Source organism: Erythrobacter sp. MTPC3 (assembly GCF_042854385.1).
Taxonomy (GTDB): domain Bacteria; phylum Pseudomonadota; class Alphaproteobacteria; order Sphingomonadales; family Sphingomonadaceae; genus Erythrobacter.
In genome coordinates, this window is record NZ_BTGP01000007.1 from 167,691 (window position 1) to 184,339 (window position 16,649).

General features: G+C 58.9%; 15 protein-coding genes. 11 read left to right on the plus strand and 4 right to left on the minus strand.

All coding sequences use genetic code 11. The annotated features are described in order from the left end of the window. Positions 1-76: 76 nt before the first annotated feature. The 5 genes from ACGHU1_RS11190 to ACGHU1_RS11210 all read left to right on the plus strand — a co-directional run bounded on the left by ACGHU1_RS11190 (position 77) and on the right by ACGHU1_RS11210 (position 4,550). Entirely contained in the window at positions 77-901 is an 825-nt protein-coding gene (locus tag ACGHU1_RS11190) for a LytTR family DNA-binding domain-containing protein (protein WP_390586933.1), read from the plus strand. A gap of 79 nt (positions 902-980) precedes the next feature. Continuing rightward, a complete protein-coding gene (locus ACGHU1_RS11195; RefSeq protein ID WP_390586936.1) occupies positions 981-2,255 on the plus strand; it encodes an amidohydrolase family protein in 1,275 nt (424 codons plus the stop codon). A 125-nt stretch (positions 2,256-2,380) separates the two neighbouring features. Beyond that, entirely contained in the window at positions 2,381-3,010 is a 630-nt protein-coding gene (locus ACGHU1_RS11200) for a lysophospholipid acyltransferase family protein (RefSeq protein ID WP_390586938.1), read from the plus strand. Further along, on the plus strand, positions 3,000-3,806 hold the full coding sequence (locus tag ACGHU1_RS11205) for a DUF1295 domain-containing protein (protein WP_390586940.1): 807 nt from the start codon (positions 3,000-3,002) through the stop codon (positions 3,804-3,806). Before ACGHU1_RS11200 ends, ACGHU1_RS11205 begins: the two co-directional genes overlap by 11 nt. A gap of 105 nt (positions 3,807-3,911) precedes the next feature. Next, positions 3,912-4,550 carry a hypothetical protein gene (locus tag ACGHU1_RS11210; RefSeq protein ID WP_390586942.1) on the plus strand — a complete coding sequence of 213 codons (639 nt, stop codon included), beginning with the start codon at positions 3,912-3,914 and terminating at the stop codon, positions 4,548-4,550. Between the two features lie 17 nt (positions 4,551-4,567). Here ACGHU1_RS11210 and ACGHU1_RS11215 read toward each other — a convergent pair whose 3' ends face one another. The 3 genes from ACGHU1_RS11215 to gyrB form a co-directional block, all read right to left on the minus strand. Then, positions 4,568-5,347 (minus strand): M50 family metallopeptidase, encoded by a 780-nt coding sequence (locus tag ACGHU1_RS11215; RefSeq protein ID WP_390586944.1) that lies wholly within the window; start codon positions 5,345-5,347, stop codon positions 4,568-4,570. Between the two features lie 3 nt (positions 5,348-5,350). Further along, positions 5,351-6,526: an AI-2E family transporter gene (locus ACGHU1_RS11220; RefSeq protein WP_390586945.1), complete on the minus strand. Its 1,176-nt coding sequence runs from the start codon at positions 6,524-6,526 to the stop codon at positions 5,351-5,353. A 73-nt stretch (positions 6,527-6,599) separates the two neighbouring features. After that, a complete protein-coding gene (gene gyrB, locus ACGHU1_RS11225; protein WP_390586947.1) occupies positions 6,600-9,128 on the minus strand; it encodes a DNA topoisomerase (ATP-hydrolyzing) subunit B in 2,529 nt (842 codons plus the stop codon). A gap of 171 nt (positions 9,129-9,299) precedes the next feature. On the opposite strand from gyrB, the gene ACGHU1_RS11230 reads away from it, so the two are divergent. After that, a complete protein-coding gene (locus tag ACGHU1_RS11230) occupies positions 9,300-10,838 on the plus strand; it encodes an AMP-binding protein (RefSeq protein ID WP_390587047.1) in 1,539 nt (512 codons plus the stop codon). An 830-nt stretch (positions 10,839-11,668) separates the two neighbouring features. Here ACGHU1_RS11230 and ACGHU1_RS11235 read toward each other — a convergent pair. After that, positions 11,669-11,995: a UrcA family protein gene (locus ACGHU1_RS11235; RefSeq protein ID WP_390586949.1), complete on the minus strand. Its 327-nt coding sequence runs from the start codon at positions 11,993-11,995 to the stop codon at positions 11,669-11,671. A gap of 252 nt (positions 11,996-12,247) precedes the next feature. Between ACGHU1_RS11235 and guaA the strand changes: the two genes are divergently transcribed. The 5 genes from guaA (at position 12,248) to nth (ACGHU1_RS11260) (ending at position 16,646) form a co-directional block, all read left to right on the plus strand. Further along, a complete protein-coding gene (gene guaA, locus ACGHU1_RS11240; protein ID WP_390586951.1) occupies positions 12,248-13,822 on the plus strand; it encodes a glutamine-hydrolyzing GMP synthase in 1,575 nt (524 codons plus the stop codon). A gap of 95 nt (positions 13,823-13,917) precedes the next feature. Next, the gene (locus tag ACGHU1_RS11245; protein ID WP_390586953.1) at positions 13,918-14,373 is read left to right on the plus strand and encodes a CHRD domain-containing protein; all 456 of its coding nucleotides are present in this window, start codon (positions 13,918-13,920) and stop codon (positions 14,371-14,373) included. Positions 14,374-14,412: 39 nt separating this feature from the next. Continuing rightward, entirely contained in the window at positions 14,413-15,117 is a 705-nt protein-coding gene (gene nth, locus ACGHU1_RS11250; RefSeq protein WP_390586955.1) for an endonuclease III domain-containing protein, read from the plus strand. Positions 15,118-15,148: 31 nt separating this feature from the next. After that, positions 15,149-15,937, plus strand: a complete 789-nt coding sequence (locus ACGHU1_RS11255; protein ID WP_390586957.1) for a hypothetical protein — start codon at positions 15,149-15,151, stop codon at positions 15,935-15,937. A 43-nt stretch (positions 15,938-15,980) separates the two neighbouring features. Continuing rightward, positions 15,981-16,646, plus strand: coding sequence for an endonuclease III domain-containing protein (gene nth / locus ACGHU1_RS11260; RefSeq protein ID WP_390586959.1), 666 nt, complete (start codon positions 15,981-15,983; stop codon positions 16,644-16,646). The last annotated feature ends 3 nt before the right edge of the window (positions 16,647-16,649 follow it).

A 16,649-nucleotide genomic window follows, 5' to 3' on the forward strand; every position in this document is an offset into this window, starting at 1 on the left:
GCCGTGCGCCAGCAGAACTGCGATCCCGCTATTAGGAGGATCATCAATGGCCTCGCGCGCCAGTAAGTCCAACCCAATGCCTCGCGCATCCAACCTCTTCGCAATCGAAGCGTGGTTGGTGAGGCACGCCTTTCTGGCGGCATGGACATTGGGCCACGTCACTCTCGCAATGGGATATCTTTGGCTCTTCCTCGCCAGACGCGCTGACAGCGTTCCCGAGGCGCTTTCAAGCGCACTGATCAACACCGGGTCGAGCTGGGCTGCTGGTCTTGCTTTTGCGGTCATTATTCGCCGGGTAGTCCTAACCCAGCGCGTGATTGTGCAAGTTGCTGCGCACGTCGTGCTTGCGCCGACATTCTCCCTGGTCTGGTATATCTTCGACATCTCGATACTGGGCTGGCGCGACGGTTCCCTTGTGAGCGGAGCCTTGATCGAGCCATTTCGCGGCCCTGCATTCTTGTGGCAGTATTTTCAGGGTTTTGCGATCTACGGCGCGCTCGCTGCGCTGGTTTATGCCGCTATCCCGCGCGCCGTGCCGAAGATAGCGGCGGCAACGGGCAGTCCGGTGCAACTTTCTAGCGGGAACAATCTGCTCGTGCGAAGCGGCGATGAACTGGTTACTTTGGCACTGGATGATATCCTGCTCGTCACATCCGCCGACGATTATGTGGAGATTGATGTCGGCGCGCGTGTGCTCACAGTCCGGCGGACCATGCGTCAGATGGAAGAAGAATTGCCCGATACCTTCGCCCGGGTTCATCGCGGCGCCATCGTCAATCTCGATCGGATCGTGCGGGCAGAGCCTGCCGGAGGCGGGCGCATGGTGCTTCACCTGGAAGAGGGGCGCAGTGTCACCACGAGCAAGACGGGTGCCAAAGTTCTGCGCGATCGTAGCCTCTGACAGCGGTTCATTCACGGGATGAATTGACCGTTCGCCGCAAAATTTCGCCGATTTCGTCATGCCAAGCTAACAATCGGGCATGACAAAACACAGCAACCTCAAAACCTTCCTCGCACCGATTTCTTTGATGGGTGCGGTCCTTGCAGCGCCAGCCGCTGCGCAGGAAATCCCGACCTGCCAGTTCACTCTGAAAGATGCGAACGTCTTTACAGGTGATGGGTTCGAGACGCGCGATGTGTCGATCGACGGTAGGCGCTTTGTTAGTGAGCATCCTGTCGGAGCACCTGAGATTGAGGCTGGGTGGATGTATATTATTCCGCCGTTGGTCGATGCCCATACCCATACGCTCGACGAAGTGATGCGGCCCGGCAGTTCGGTGCATCGCGGATTTCTGGATCGCGGCATCTATTACGCGCTCAACCCCAACAGCATCCTACGTGACGATGACGCGGCGTTGCCGCTGGCCCCAGATCAGGTCGAAATGGCCTATACCGGGGGCGGCATCACCGGACCGGGCGGCCATCCGCGCCCGCTTTACGAAGGGCTGGTGCGCGCTCGCATCTACCGCGAGATCACGGTCGAGGAACTGCCGGGCCGTGCCTATCACGAGGCTGCTACCGCCGAAGATGTCCGCGCTGCGGTGCGTGCTGTGGCCGCGACCCGCGCGACTGCGGTCAAGTTGATGCTTTACGATCACAAGTCACCCGATACCAAGGCGCTGGACGGGGAACGCTTTCGCGCGGCGGTGGACGAGGCGAAAAAGCTGGGGCTGAGACCAATGGTTCATGTCGAATTCGCAGCCGATGCGCGTCTTGCATTTGAACTGGGCGTGGCGGCGATTGTGCATATGCCCGGACATGCAGGTGCGCGGCGCGATTTGATCGACGCGTATCGGCTGACGGCGGAAGACGCGGCGATTGCGGCGAGGAATAATGTCGCTGTCGTCCCGACCGTCGCAATCGCTTTCAACGGTGCATCGGGGCAGGCGCTCAAAGACGCTCAGGAATTGCAGGCCTACAATCTGAAATTGCTACGCGATGCCGGTGTGGTGATCGGTGCAGGATCGGATCGCTACAGCGCCGATGCATTGGATGAGCTGGACCTGCTGCGCGCCACCGGCCTTTTCGAAGGGCCGGAATTGCTTCGGATCGGCACTGAAAACGGTATCAAAATTGCATTTGGTGAAGACCGGAAAGCGGGGCGGATAGAGTCTGGCTATGAGGCATCGTTCATCGCGCTACGGTCCGATCCGTCAACCGACTGGTATACGCTGCGCAATCCGCTCGCCGGTTTCAGGGCCGGCCAGCAGATTGAACAGAGCCGCATGTTTACCCAGGCCTGTACTGCTAACTGATCCAGCCTTGGCGATGGGTCAGGATCGGCGGGCTTTAACTCCAGTGCCCGTCAGCAGTGCAACCCTCGCTCTTTCCCTTGCGTAACTCCCCCGATTGAGAGACAGCGGCGCTCGGGGAGAGACAATTGCCACAAAACGAAACCCGCAGGCCTACTCTGCTGTCGCGCATAGTGCGGCGGATCATCATTTGGATTTACCATTTCAAAGGCTGGAAGGTTGAAAGCTCGCTGCCGAAAGACCTCAAGAAATACGTGATCGCTGGCGCGCCGCATACGTCGAATTGGGATTTCGTGTTTTTTGCAGGGGCAACACACGAAGAGGACGTGCAGCCCAACTTCATGGGCAAACACACGCTGTTTCAAGGGATGATGCGCAACTTCATGTTCGACATGGGCGGCATCCCCATTGACCGCACCAAAAAGACCAATGCCGTCGATCAAGTTGCGGCCGAATTCGAAGCGCGCGACGAATTGGCGCTGGTAATTGCGTGTGAGGGCACGCGGTCCTCGGACGGCAAATGGAAATCCGGGTTTTACAACATTGCCCAGGCCGCAGCCGTGCCGATCGTTCCGGCCTATGCCGATAATGACAAGATGGTCATCGGTTTCGGGGAACCTCTGATCCCGACCGGGAATTATGGAGAAGACCTACTGAGGCTCGCTCAGTGGTTCCGTTCAAAGCTCCCCGATTACGACCGGTTCAAGGTGCTCGAGGCGCAGGCGAAAGCGATCATCGAAGGCAAGAATGATATTTGAAGCCCTGCTGCTGAATACAGCGATCCTTGTCGCGCTGGTCCTGATCCAGTGGCGCCTTTCCGTTCGTATCAATGACGTGTCATTTGTTGATGCGTTCTGGGGCGCAGGAATGGGCGTAATGGCGCTCGTCAGCTATTTCCAGCTCGACACCCCTGGCGCGCTCGCCGTGTTGCTGACGGTGATGACTTGCGCTTGGGGATTTCGCCTGGGTGCGTACCTATTCGCGCGCTGGTGGAAAGAGGGCGAGGATAAACGCTATAAACAAATCCTCAAGAAAGACCGCGAGAAAGAAAGCTTTGCCTTCGCCGCGCTGACCAAAGTGTGGCTGGGGCAGGCGGCGCTGCTGATGGCGGTGTCCAGCCCTGCGCAAGTCGGCATTCTAGCCAGCGCGCAGCCCGCGCCCATAACCGCGCTCGCTTATGCTGGGCTGGCGGTTTATCTGATCGGCATCTTTTTCGAATGGGTCGGCGACTGGCAGTTGGTCCGTTTCAAATCCGATCCTGATAACGAAGACAAGGTGCTGAATACCGGCCTTTGGCGGTATACCCGCCACCCGAATTACTTCGGGGATTTCATGGCATGGTGGGGCATTTGGCTGGTCTGCGCGAGCGCAGGCTGGGAATACGCGCTGTATACCGTGGTCGGACCGCTGTTCCTCACCTTCACCCTGACGAAATGGTCGGGCGTGTCGCTGACCGAAAAGAATATGGATAAATCGAAAGGTGACAAATACGCCGATTACAAGCGGCGGACCTCGTCATTCTTCCCGCTTCCGCCCAAATCACCCGCAGACTAGACAGTGCGAGCACCGCGATACTGCGGTGCACACATTATCCTGCTATAGCCTTTAATCCGCAGCGCCCGCTTCCTAAATGGGCGCAAATGAGGAAGGGCTTTCGCAATGGCACTTAGCCAGCAAACACGGCAGAGCGAGCGTGAGCGGATCGCGCTGCTGGTGCTCGACCTGGTGAAGGAACGCGGCGCTGAAATTCCGCACGCGGTCGCCGTCAGCGAAAGCGGCCTTTCCCGCCCGCGATTTGATCAGATTTTCGATGATTATGACGATTTGTTCGATGCCATCGCGCAGGTCTGGCTGAAACCACACATGACCGCGATGGAAGAGGTGCTGGCGACCGATCTTCCGCCGAATCGCAAGATGTATGAGTTTTTCCGCAGACGCTTCGAGATTTCGCGTGAACGGTTCCGCACCGACCCCGAATTTTTCACCAATGTCTGCGAAATGGGCGCTGCCAATTTCGAGCGCGTCCGGTCCTATGTCGACCTTGCCGATCACTACCAGTGCGAAATCATCGCAGAGGCGCAGGCGGACGGGTATTTCGCCGGGCTGGGCATCGATGAAACGCTTTCGCTGATCAACCAGATGGTGGCGAATTACACCATGCCCGATGCCGTCATCTATCTTGGCGAAAAGCTGTCAGAAGAAAAGCTTGCGCGGATCATCGACACCATCTTCACAGGTCTGTGTGATGAGGCCGGATCAGAGGCAGCCGGGGTTAACAAGCTGCGGATTGCGACCTAGGCTCATTCGGAAGCGGATCAGGGCTTTCGTTTGAATTGCACCACATTGGCCGGCGGTTTTGGCCGGCGCGGGCGGCCCCGGTTTTCGCTCAGCGCATATTTCAGACTGCCCCCGACCATCAGCGCCGATAGCAACAGGATCAGGCTTGCCCAGACCCAATGGGGCAGGAAAAGCGCGGCCTCGATTTGTCCTGTATCGGACAGCATCGAACTGCCGCCGATCACCGCGCGTTCTGTGAAGAGGTAATTGAAATCGGCCAGCATGCTCATCGCGCCCAGCACGCCGACAAATTGCAGCATAAACCGCGCCGCACCCGCGCTCGCCCGCCATGCGATCAGTGCTAGCCCGGCTGCTACCAGCGGCAGGACGGTAATGCCGACGAACGAGCGGACATAGATCAGCACCGATAGAACGATTGCAGCGGCAACACCCCACAGGGCAGGTCGCCATAGCCGGGAATGGGCGCTGGCCATGATAAGCGCCGCGCCAACGAAACTTGGGGCGAGCGGCCCGCCCGCTGCAATGGCTGCGCGGGTCAGAACACCGGCATTGGGATCGACCAGACTTTCCGCCACGCCCGATCCGGTGGGGTAGATACGCAGCTGCACAAATTCCTGACCCATCGCGATTGCAGCGAGGCCGTGGCCCATTTCATGAAACCAGGTGGTCAGGATCACGAAGGGATAGATGAGGTAATTGCCGAAAGGCAGGCCCGGCAGGACGATCACCAATATCCCGGCCAGCATCAGCCGCCCAAGCTGTTCTGCCTGACTGCCGGGTGCGACCAGTGACTGCATCGTCTAGGCGTCTTCCTGGCGGCGAACAGGTTTCTGGTCCAGCTGTGTGTCCACCTGTGGCCGCGCTTTGCCATCAACGCCGACACGGGTGCGGTATTTCTCGGCTGCCTCCTCATCCTCTGCGCGCTGTTCCTGCAGGATTGACCAGCTCGCAAGGAACAAGCCTGCGACCAGTGGGCCAAGCACGATGCCGGAAAAGCCCGCAATCGAAAGCCCGCCCAGCGTCGTCACCAGAATGATCCAGTCGGGAATGCCGGTATCGCGGCCAACCAGTATCGGGCGCAGGACGTTGTCGGCGGAACTGATCACGATAGAGCCCGCGCCCAGCACGAATACGCCCTGCCAGACCTCGCCCGAAACCAGCAACCATATCCCGACCGGTCCCCACACCAGCGCCGTCCCCACTGCCGGGATCAGCGCGAGGATCGCCATCATCACACCCAGCAATAGCGGCGATGGCACGCCGGCAATCGCCATGGTGATGCCGCCCAACGTGCCCTGAACCAGGCCGACCACGCCGGACCCCTTGATCGTTGCGCGGACAATGCCGAGGAAACGTTCAGCGAGCCGGTCCGCAATTTCGCGCTCCACAGGGGCAGAATGCAGCAAAGTCTCACCAATGCGTGATCCGTCGCGCAACAGGAAATAGGTCACATAAAGGGCAAGACCGAAGCTGAGTATGAAGCCCAGAGCACCGCTGCCGATCGAAACAGCCTCGCTCGCGAGCATCCCGGCGCTTTCACCAAGCATATCCTGAAGCCGTTCCTGCGCCTCGCTGACATCGGTCCAGCCGCTTTCTTCGGCCAGTTCCTGCGCGGCGCGGGGCAGCATGGCATAAATATCGTTTGCCAGCGCGGCGAGGTCGATGGGATTTTCCTGAAGCATCGCAATCGCAGATAACGCCTCACGCACGACCAGCGACCCGACCCACAGCGCCGGAAGAATCACGGCGAGCAGGATGATAAGCAGCGATAACAGCGCTGCGGGATTTCGCCGCCCCCGGCATTTGACCAGCGCCCATTTGTAAAGCGGCTGGAACATGATCGCAGCCAGCGCCGACCACAAGAGCGGCGTGGCAAAAGGCCACGCGATCCACACCAGCAGGAAGGTGACAGCGGCCAGCACCATCAGAAAGCTGATCTGTTGAAGATCCTGGGTGTGATGCGGTTTGCTGCTCATGACGCTTGATGTCGGGCCAAATCAGCCAAACATCAAGCGTCAAAGAACTCAAATCGGGCGGCCTGTGGCCAAATTACACGTCGAGATTGGCGACATTCAGCGCATTGTTCTGAATGAACTCGCGGCGCGGCTCAACTACGTCGCCCATCAGGCGGGTGAAGATTTCGTCGGTCACATCGGCGTCCTCGACCTTTACCTGCAGCAGAACGCGCGCTTCGGGATCGAGAGTGGTCTCCCACAATTGCTCGGGGTTCATTTCACCCAGGCCTTTGTAGCGTGCAATCGAAAGACCTTTGCGTCCGGCGGCGAGGACATTGTCGAGAAGCTCGGTCGGGCGGAAGATTGCATCATCCGAGCTGGCATCGATGACTTCCTCATCGTCGGCGGACACTTCCGGCTCTTCCTCACTGACCGCCCCGGCCTTCACCAGTTGGGCGGCGCTTGCATAAACTTCGGCATGTTCAGCGGTAAGCGTGTGCAGCTTGCGTGCCTCGGCGCTGGTCAGGAACTTCGCCTCGATCTCGTGTGCGTCTGTTACACCGCGCCAGACGCGGGCAAACATGACCGACCCATCGGCGCGCAGATCGGCGGACCATTTTGCATCCTCATCGGATTTTTGAAGCCGCTGTGCTGTCAGAGCAAGAGCGGCTTCCCGCTCACTGTCGTTTATCGCAGGGTCGAGTGCGCCGGACAGTGCCATCTGTTCGACAATTGAAACGTCGTATTTGCGCGGCACGAACGCGATGAGATTGCGGATCTGCAGTGCGTGTTCGACCAGACTATGCAGGTCTTCACCAGAGCGGGCGCCAGTCGCCGTTTCCAGCACGCGGCCCGAAAGCCCGGCGCTGACCAGATGCCGGTCCAGCGCGGCCTGATCTTTCAGGTAAACCTCGCTGCGTCCCTTGGCGACTTTGAACAAAGGTGGCTGGGCGATGTAGAGATGGCCTGCCTTGATGATTTCCGGCATCTGGCGATGGAAGAATGTCAGCAACAAGGTGCGGATGTGCGCCCCGTCGACATCGGCATCGGTCATGATCACGATCTTGTGATAGCGCAGTTTCTCGATATCGAATTCATCGCGAATGCCGGTGCCCATCGCCTGGATCAGCGTGCCGACTTCCTTGGATGAAATTATCCGGTCGAACCGCGCGCGCTCGACATTGAGGATCTTGCCCTTGAGCGGGAGGATCGCCTGATACTGGCTGTCACGCCCACCCTTGGCCGAACCACCTGCCGAATCGCCCTCGACCAGGAAAATCTCGGCCTTCGTTGCATCGCGTTCGCGGCAATCGGAAAGTTTACCGGGGAGCGAGGCGACGCTCATCGCGCCCTTGCGGCTCATTTCGCGGGCGCGTTTCGCAGCCTCGCGTGCGGCGGCAGCGTCGATGATCTTCTGGATGATGATCTTCGCCTCACCGGGGTTTTCTTCAAGCCATTCGCTCATCTTCTCGCCCATCAGCGATTCGAGCGGCTGTCGCACTTCGGAGCTGACCAGCTTGTCCTTGGTCTGTGAACCGAATTTGGGATCGGGCAGTTTCACGCTGACAATGGCGGTGAGCCCTTCGCGCATGTCTTCACCTGAAAGGCTGACTTTCTCTTTTTTCAAAAGCCCGCTGGAGGCGGCGTAATTGTTAAGCGTGCGCGTCAATGCAGCGCGGAATGCGGCCAGGTGTGTGCCGCCATCGCGCTGAGGGATGTTGTTGGTGAACGTGAGTACATTTTCGTAGTAACTGTCGTTCCATTCCAGAGCGACATCGATCCCGATCCCGTCCTTTTCAGCCGAAACAGAGATTGGCGCTGCGATCAGCGGCTCTTTGTTACGGTCGAGATAGCTGACAAAGGCTGCAATGCCGCCTTCGTAAAACAGGTCATGCTCCAGCACTTCCTCGCCGCGATTGTCGCGCAGCAGGATGCGGACGCCGGAATTGAGAAAAGCCAATTCTCGGTAACGGTGCTCCAGCTTGTCGAAATCGAACACGGTCACATTCTTGAATGTGCTGTCAGAGGCGTGGAAGGTTACCCGCGTGCCTTTTTTAAAGCCATTTTCGTCAGGATTGCGATCAACCTTGGGCGCATCGCCGCGCACTTCGAGACTATTTACTGCATCGCCGTTTTCAAACCGCATCCAGTGTTCTGTGCCGTCCCGCCAAATGACCAGCTCCAGCCAGTCAGACAGGGCGTTCACCACTGAAACACCAACCCCGTGCAGGCCGCCCGACACCTTGTAGGCGTTGTCATCGGAGGTGTTTTCGAACTTTCCGCCCGCATGCAGCTGGGTCATGATGACCTCGGCTGCCGAAACGCCTTCGCCTTTGTGCATGCCAACAGGGATGCCGCGGCCGTTGTCCTCAACAGATACGCTGCCATCGGCATTCAGTTCGATCAGAACAAGGTCGCAGTGGCCGGCCAGCGCCTCATCAATGGCGTTATCGGACACTTCAAACACCATATGGTGCAGGCCCGATCCGTCATCGGTATCGCCGATATACATGCCGGGCCGTTTGCGGACCGCATCTAGTCCCTTGAGAACCTTGATTGAATCGGCGCCGTATTCGCCCTGCATCTTTGCTTTTTCAGGCGGAGTTTCAGTGTTTTCTTTCATCCTATTTATATAGGCGCTGCAACCGAGAAACCCAAACTTTCAACGGGGATTTCTGGCCGGTTTTCCACTGACGGACGCGACACTGCGACGGGCGCAACCACTGGTCAAGATTGCCGGTCCGCTTTAGTCTTGCCGCAAAGAAAGTTTGTGGGAGATAATCGCGTGCAATCCATGCAGGAAAAACTTGCAGGCCCGTTTGGTTCGTATCCAGCGTTGCTGCGCGAATGGGCGCAAGTTCAGCCGGACAAAACCTCCCTGATTGATGATGCGGGCACGCTGAACTGGCGCGATCTGGCGGACATGGTGGAACGGCTCGCCACGCGTCTGGTGGAGACCGGGCTGGAACGCGGTCAGTCGGTGGCGATCCTTGGCACGTCATCGATCAATTACGCGCTGGTTTTCCTCGCCGCAGTGCGCGCAGGCGGGGTTGCTGCGCCGCTCACCACCAGTGCATCGACCGAGCAGCTTGCCGGGATGGCGCGCGATTCCGGTGCACGGCACCTGTTCATCGATGCAGCAAAATCGGCGGAGATGGACGAAGCCTTCATGCCGGACATGCAGCACATCGCGCTGGAGGACGTGCGCGGCTGGATGGCGCCGGCTGGAACGAGCGCACCCGATTTCCAGCCGGATAAACGCGATCCGTTCAACATCATCTATTCCTCCGGCACGACCGGCATTCCCAAAGGGATCGTGCATTCGCACCAGATGCGCTGGACCCAATTCGCCGCGACTGGGCTTTCGTATCTGCAGGCGGGCATCGAAATCCGGTCGATCGCCTCGACCCCGCTCTATTCCAACACCACGATGGTCGCATTTCTGCCGGTGCTGGCAGCGGGCGGCACGGTGCGTATCATGGGTAAGTTCGATTGCGCGCGCTGGCTCACCAATGCCCAAGCCGATCGTTCGACGGTAACGATGTTGGTGCCGGTGCAATATCAGCGTTTGATGGATTTTGCAGGCTTCGATGATTTCGACCTGTCTTCGCTCACGCTGAAATATTGCACCTCCGCGCCGTTTTCTGCCGAATTGAAAGGTGAGGTCCTGCGCCGGATGCCGGGCGGTCTCATAGAGATTTACTCCATGACCGAAGGCGGGGTCGTCTGCCTGCTGGAGGCGCATAAATTCCCTGACAAGCTGCACACGGTCGGGCGGCCTGCGCCGGGGAGCGAGCTGAGGGTGCTGGACGATGATGATCGCGAAGTGCCCCCGGGTACGCCGGGAAACATGATCGGACGGTCAATGACGATGATGAGCGGGTACAAGAACCGCCCGGACAAAACGGCAGAGGCGCAGTGGATCGATCCAGAAACCGGCGAGGCATGGATGCGAATGGGCGATATCGGCCGGGTGGACGAGGACGGCTTTGTCGATCTGGTCGGGCGCGCGAAGGACATGATCATCTCCGGCGGGTTCAACATCTATCCCAGCGACCTTGAAGAGGAACTGGAAAAGGAAGCGGAGGTGAGAGAAGCTGCCGTTGTCGGTATCGCTTCAAAGCAATGGGGGGAAACGCCGGTCGGTTTCGTGGTGCTGAAAGGCGGCGCGCGCAGCTGCGAAGAGATTTGCGGCGCGGTCAATGCGCGGGTCGGCAAGACGCAGCGTCTTTCTGCGCTTTACGCAGTAGACGAAATGCCGCGCAGCCATATCGGCAAATTGCTGAAAACCGAACTGCGCGAACGGGCCGAACACCAAACCAGCACAGCTTGAGCCGGCATTGATTGAGACGTGAAAAGTGCGGCGCTGCCGGTTGGCAGTCGCCGCACTTCTATTGCGCAGTCGCTTACACGATGAGTGTGTTGAGCGAGACTGCACTGACGCTGAGAGCGATGGCGAAAGCAATCGCCTTTTCAGTGATGACGGTCATAGTCTTTACTCCGTTCCGCGCCCTGGATGCGGGGCGGCCCGGCGCGTGATTGCGCCGTGGTTCTGGTTATAAATACGAAGCGCAGGGCAAGATTGTTACTATACGATGCACAGTAATTACCGGTCGCTGTAATCGCTATTTGCGATCACCGCTCCAGAGGAACACCGCCTATCGCTCCGTGATGCGATTTGAAGGGAGACGCGGCCACCAAGGGGGAGGGGGGAGAGTATGGTGGCCGCGTCTCACTCGCTGCGTTGCTGCCGAATTGGCATTGCCTGATAGAGCCGCGCGCAGGGGGAGTGCGCCATGTGCCCGTAAACAGCGGCTGATTGCACGAAAGCAATTGCCTGATGTTCAGGGCTGGCTGCTGAAAGGCAGCAAGCAGTTTGGCAACTTACTGTCCGGGGAGGGGCAGTTATTGCACCGACAGCACGTTCGAGGGTGGAGAGAGATACGCCCGAACCGTGCTGAGAGCCGCTAAATGATGTTCGATTACATAAAACTCAAATGCGAAAATATCGAAATTGTTTGCATATTTTGCAACATAGGTGGTGGCATCCAGGTGGCCGTGGTATCGCGCCAATCGGATTTGAATGGATAGACGCAAAACGGCCGCCGGAACGCTCCGACGGCCGATTTTTGCATTCAGGCTGCGCGAGATGCGCAGAGCCGTTTAGTTGGCGGCAATTTCGCGGCCACCGCGTGACTTTGCAGCAGCAACCCGCTCAACCGCGGCGAAAGCTTCTGCGCGGGCATTCTTGACGCAGGTCTGATCCACTACGTCGCGGCCAAAGCTGTAACGTGAATTACGCTCAACTGTGCAGGCGGCTTCGATTTTGGTTTCGATGCGCTGTTCAAGAACGGCGCGGCCTTCATTGCTGGTCACGTCGATATCAGCGAATGCGATGCGTACTGGCACGGTAACGTCGCCGGACTGCGGTGTAGCTGCGGCAGGGGCGGCGATTGCGGCGAGAGCGATGATCGGGAGAGAGAAACGCATATTGATAAACTCCGAGGGATGAGAGGTTGATTGGCACCGCTGTCCGGCGCTCGATTGTTGTCAGAAACTGTGGTGCAATGCACAATGATATGTTGCAAATGCGAACTACGCAGCATCGGTTCCCGCAGATGCAACATTTTTTCCCACTTTTGCGGCAGGTCTAGCGTGCTGCAGTGCAATATCTGTCGAAAGGTCTTGCGCTGACGTTACGGCATGCTGGACAGGATCGGGCTTGCTCCGTAACTCGGCCCGATGGACGCAGAGCACCTCCCAGATTCGATCCTGATCGTCGATTTCGGCAGCCAGGTTACCCAGCTTATTGCCCGCCGCGTGCGCGAGGCAGGCGTATACAGCGAAATCGCGCCGTTCAGCATGGCTGAAGACGCGTTCAAACGGATGAAACCGAAAGGCATTATCCTTTCCGGTTCTCCGGCAAGCGTGCCCGACGACGGATCGCCGCGCGCTCCGCAAAGCTTTTTCGAGGCGGGCGTGCCGATCCTTGGCATATGTTACGGCCAGCAGGTCATGAGCCAGCAGCTCGGCGGCGAAGTGCGCCCGGGCCATGAAACGGGAGAAGGCGGCGAATTTGGCCGCGCTTACCTAACCGTGACAAAAGACTGCGCCCTGTTCGACGGCCTCTGGAAAGAAGGCGAGCGGCATCAGGTCTGGATGAGCCACGGGGACAAGGTCACCGAATTCGCGCCCGGTTTCGAAATTGTCGCTACCAGCGACGGCGCACCGTTCGCTGTTATCGCCGATGAAGAGCGCAAATTTTACGGCACTCAGTTCCACCCGGAGGTTGTTCATACCCCCGATGGCGGCAAACTGCTTGCCAATTTCGTGCGCCATGTCTGCGGTCTGACAGGTGACTGGACCATGGCGGAGTTCCGCAAGACCAAGATTGAAGAAATCCGCGCCCAGGTTGGCTCTGGCCGCGTAATTTGCGGTCTATCCGGCGGCGTCGATTCTGCGGTTGCCGCGGTGCTGATCCATGAAGCGGTCGGCGATCAGTTAACCTGCGTTTACGTCGATCATGGTTTGATGCGCCTCAATGAGACAGAGCAGGTCGTCTCGCTGTTCCGCGATCATTACAACATCCCGCTGGTGGCAGTGGATGCCGAGGAAACATTCCTCAGCGGCCTCGCCGGGGTCACTGATCCTGAGAAAAAGCGCAAGTTTATCGGCGGCGCGTTCATCGACCTGTTCGAGGCCGAAGCCAAAAAGGTCGGCGGGGCCGAATTCCTCGCCCAAGGCACGCTCTACCCCGATGTTATCGAAAGCGTCAGCTTCACCGGCGGACCGAGCGTTACAATCAAAAGCCACCACAATGTCGGCGGCCTACCCGAACGCATGAACATGCAGCTGGTCGAGCCGCTGCGCGAATTGTTCAAGGACGAGGTCCGCGATCTGGGCCGCGAGCTTGGCCTGCCCGAAGCATTTGTGGGCCGCCACCCGTTCCCCGGCCCCGGCCTCGCCATCCGCATTCCCGGCGAAGTGACCAAAGAACGCTGCGATATCCTTCGCAAGGCGGACGCGATCTATCTCGAAGAAATCCGCAACGCCGGATTATACGATGCGATCTGGCAGGCATTTGCGGTGCTGCTGCCGGTCAAGACAGTCGGCGTAATGGGTGATAGCCGCACCTACGACAGCGTCTGCGGGCTGCGCGCCGTAACCTCGACTGACGGAATGACGGCGGATGTCTACCCCTTCGACGCGAGCTTCCTGACGCAATGCGCAACCCGCATCGTTAACGAGGTTCAAGGCATCAACCGTGTGGTGTATGACTACACCAGCAAACCGCCGGGTACTATCGAATGGGAGTGATGCCTGCCATCTCAATAGGCGGGTAGACCAGAACGCCCCTGATTCCCGCACGTTACGGATCAGGTGGACCAAACCAGCTAAGGAGCCTGTATTCCATGACCCGCACACGAACTTTCACTATCGCCCTGCTCGGCACCGCAGCCATTTCCCTTTCGGGATGCGAAACTCTGCAGGAAGCTTATACCGAGACGACTTCGTCTACATATGAAGCCCAGCTTTCGGGCGCAAATGAGGTTCATGCGGGCGATCCCGATGGCTCCGGCTCGGCGGAAATCAGCTTTGCCGATGAACTTTCACGGGTCTGTTGGGATCTTAACAAGCTCAAGGGGCTAGGCCCGATTACGGGTGCACACATCCACCGGGGTGCTGCTGGAATTGATGGGCCGGTCGTGCTCGCTCTCGCACAGGCAACAGAAGGCGGCTGGCGCGGCTGCAGTACTGATACGTCATGGGTGCAGCAGGCATTCGATGAGGGCCTCTCCAACTACTACGTGAATGTGCACACTGCCGAATATCCCAAGGGCGCAATTCGCGGCCAGCTTGAACAATAGTATTTAGCGCAGCCAGTAGAGGCGTGGTTTTCCGGCTCCATGCAACTCGACCTCGGCCCTGATCCGCGCACCGGTATCCTTCGCCGGATGCAGGCTGCGCTGATTGCGGAGTTTGGGAGGGTCGTACGTCCCCCTGAAAAACGCCGCGATCCGGTCTGGGTGCTGGTCCACGGCGTGATTGGTGCGCAGACGAAAACTGCGGCGTCCAACGCCTCTACCGATGCGCTGCTGGAAGAATATGGATCGTGGGAGGCGGCGGCACAGGCTCCGGTTTCGGACCTTGAAGAACGGCTTCAGCGGCAGACCTTTCCAACCGTTGCAGCCAGAAGGCTGAAGGATTGCCTGAATGCAATCATCGCGGCACGCGGCAGCGCGGATCTGCGGCACCTCTCCAATTTGGAAACCGCAGAGGCGATGGCCTGGATGGAGCAATTGCCCGGTGTCGCGCGCAAAAATTCGGCTGGAGTGATGAACGCCAGCACCTTTAATCGCCGCGCGATGGTGATTGACGGGCACCACCGCCGGATCATGCAGCGCATGGGGATCGTGCCGCCGAAGGCTGATACGGCCAAAACCTATGACGCGCTGATGCCTATTGTCCCGGAGGAATGGAGCGCGGCGGACATGGACGAACACCACCTGCTGCTCAAAAAACTGGGCCAGACCTATTGCCGCCCGCGCAAACCCATGTGTGATGGCTGTCCGGTGAGGCAGGATTGCAAGCTGGGGTCAGCCGCGCCATGACGTCATCTTCAAGGTTACGAAGGATGGGACGATGAGCTGGGAAGACCAATTTGCCGAGGAAGCCGACCGACGCGAAGGCGATGCGCAGGGCAAATCGCGCAGCGTAACTGTTGGCTGGACGGTGCGCTTTCCCCAAGGCGGCGATGCGATCTGGTCCCCGCCAAAGCCGTTTTCCCGCAAAGACCCAAAGCCAGCCTCGGCAAAATCGGTGCAGGTCTGCCCGGCGGCGATTGATTTCGACCGGCGGCATTTTGTCATTCCCTGCCCAATCGACCTCACCCTGACTATTGGCCGCCAGCCGAATGGGCAATTGCAACTGATGGACGCCGACGGACAGAAATCCGCGATGCGTCCGCAGGGCCGCAACAGCATGATGCTGCTGCATCCGCAAAGCGAATGGCGGCATCCCGAACGGCCCATCATCCAGATCGTTGCGCCGTATGTCTTTGTCGCGGATGAGCCGTGCTATGTCGTGCAGACCGCGCCCTATCTCGACTATTTTCCCACTCCGCGGCCCGGTGTGCAGATGGGCGGGCGTTTCCCGGTCCATATCTGGCCGCGCCCCCTTAGCTGGGGTTTTGAATGGCACGACGTGAGCAAACCGCTGGTGCTGAAACGCGGGGAGCCGTGGTTCTATGTCCGCTTTGAAACCGAAAATCCGGCGGCGCATATTCGGCTGGTCGAGCAGGAAGACACCGAGGAGCTGGACAAATATCTCAAGAGCATCGTCGATGTTTCGAATTACGTGAACAAGACCTATTCGATGTTTGGCGAGGCGCGCCGGATCAGGCCGGACAAGCTGCTCAAACCTAAAGGTTGACGGTGCGCGGGAACCGCTTCGGCCCGCAAATCGCTCTGGCACTATGCTGAGCGAAGAACAGGTCGAACAGGTTTACCGCATCCTTTCGGAAAAAATGCCGGGGCGGACGAAGAATGCCAAGGGGCCAAAGGGGCAGCCCGATGCGTTCCGGTCTTGCATTTCCTGTATGCTGTCTGCCCAGTCGCTCGATCGGAACACTGCCGCCGCGACGCGCGCGCTGTTTGCGCTTGCCACGACGCCCGAGGAAATGCTCGCGCTGGAAGATGAGGCGATTGCCGCCGCGATCAAGCCGTGCGGGCTTTACAACAACAAGACCAAAAGCATTCGCAAGTTCTGCACCGCCTTGCTCGGCGATCATGGCGGCGTGGTCCCTGACACGCGCGAAGGATTGATGAGCCTGCCCGGCATTGGCCGAAAATGTGCCGATATCGTGATGAGCTTCACCTTCGGCAAAGACGTGATCGCGGTCGATACGCACGTACACCGCTTTTGCAACCGGACCGGTCTGACAGAGGCGAAGACCGCGGAAAAAACTGCGCAGCAGCTTGAAGATCGCAGCCCTCAATGGGCCATGGCGGATGGTCATTTCTGGCTGATCCAGTTTGGGAAGAAAGTGTGCCGCGCGCGTGTTCCGAAATGCGGGATTTGCCCGGTCAGCGATTTGTGCGAGACGGGGCCGATAAGCCGCGAAGGAGACGATGCGGCGTAATTC

Excerpts from the sequence above, each read along its gene's own strand:
- ACGHU1_RS11190 (WP_390586933.1), top strand. The coding sequence starts at position 77 with ATGCCTCGCGCATCCAACCTCTTCGCAATCGAAGCGTGGTTGGTGAGG.
- ACGHU1_RS11195 (WP_390586936.1), top strand. The coding sequence starts at position 981 with ATGACAAAACACAGCAACCTCAAAACCTTCCTCGCACCGATTTCTTTG.
- ACGHU1_RS11205 (WP_390586940.1), top strand. The coding sequence starts at position 3,000 with ATGATATTTGAAGCCCTGCTGCTGAATACAGCGATCCTTGTCGCGCTG.
- ACGHU1_RS11210 (WP_390586942.1), top strand. The coding sequence starts at position 3,912 with ATGGCACTTAGCCAGCAAACACGGCAGAGCGAGCGTGAGCGGATCGCG.
- ACGHU1_RS11215 (WP_390586944.1), bottom strand. The coding sequence starts at position 5,347 with ATGCAGTCACTGGTCGCACCCGGCAGTCAGGCAGAACAGCTTGGGCGG.
- ACGHU1_RS11220 (WP_390586945.1), bottom strand. The coding sequence starts at position 6,526 with ATGAGCAGCAAACCGCATCACACCCAGGATCTTCAACAGATCAGCTTT.
- gyrB (WP_390586947.1), bottom strand. The coding sequence starts at position 9,128 with ATGAAAGAAAACACTGAAACTCCGCCTGAAAAAGCAAAGATGCAGGGC.
- ACGHU1_RS11230 (WP_390587047.1), top strand. The coding sequence starts at position 9,300 with ATGCAGGAAAAACTTGCAGGCCCGTTTGGTTCGTATCCAGCGTTGCTG.
- ACGHU1_RS11235 (WP_390586949.1), bottom strand. The coding sequence starts at position 11,995 with ATGCGTTTCTCTCTCCCGATCATCGCTCTCGCCGCAATCGCCGCCCCT.
- guaA (WP_390586951.1), top strand. The coding sequence starts at position 12,248 with ATGGACGCAGAGCACCTCCCAGATTCGATCCTGATCGTCGATTTCGGC.
- ACGHU1_RS11245 (WP_390586953.1), top strand. The coding sequence starts at position 13,918 with ATGACCCGCACACGAACTTTCACTATCGCCCTGCTCGGCACCGCAGCC.
- nth (WP_390586955.1), top strand. The coding sequence starts at position 14,413 with ATGCAACTCGACCTCGGCCCTGATCCGCGCACCGGTATCCTTCGCCGG.
- ACGHU1_RS11255 (WP_390586957.1), top strand. The coding sequence starts at position 15,149 with ATGAGCTGGGAAGACCAATTTGCCGAGGAAGCCGACCGACGCGAAGGC.
- nth (WP_390586959.1), top strand. The coding sequence starts at position 15,981 with ATGCTGAGCGAAGAACAGGTCGAACAGGTTTACCGCATCCTTTCGGAA.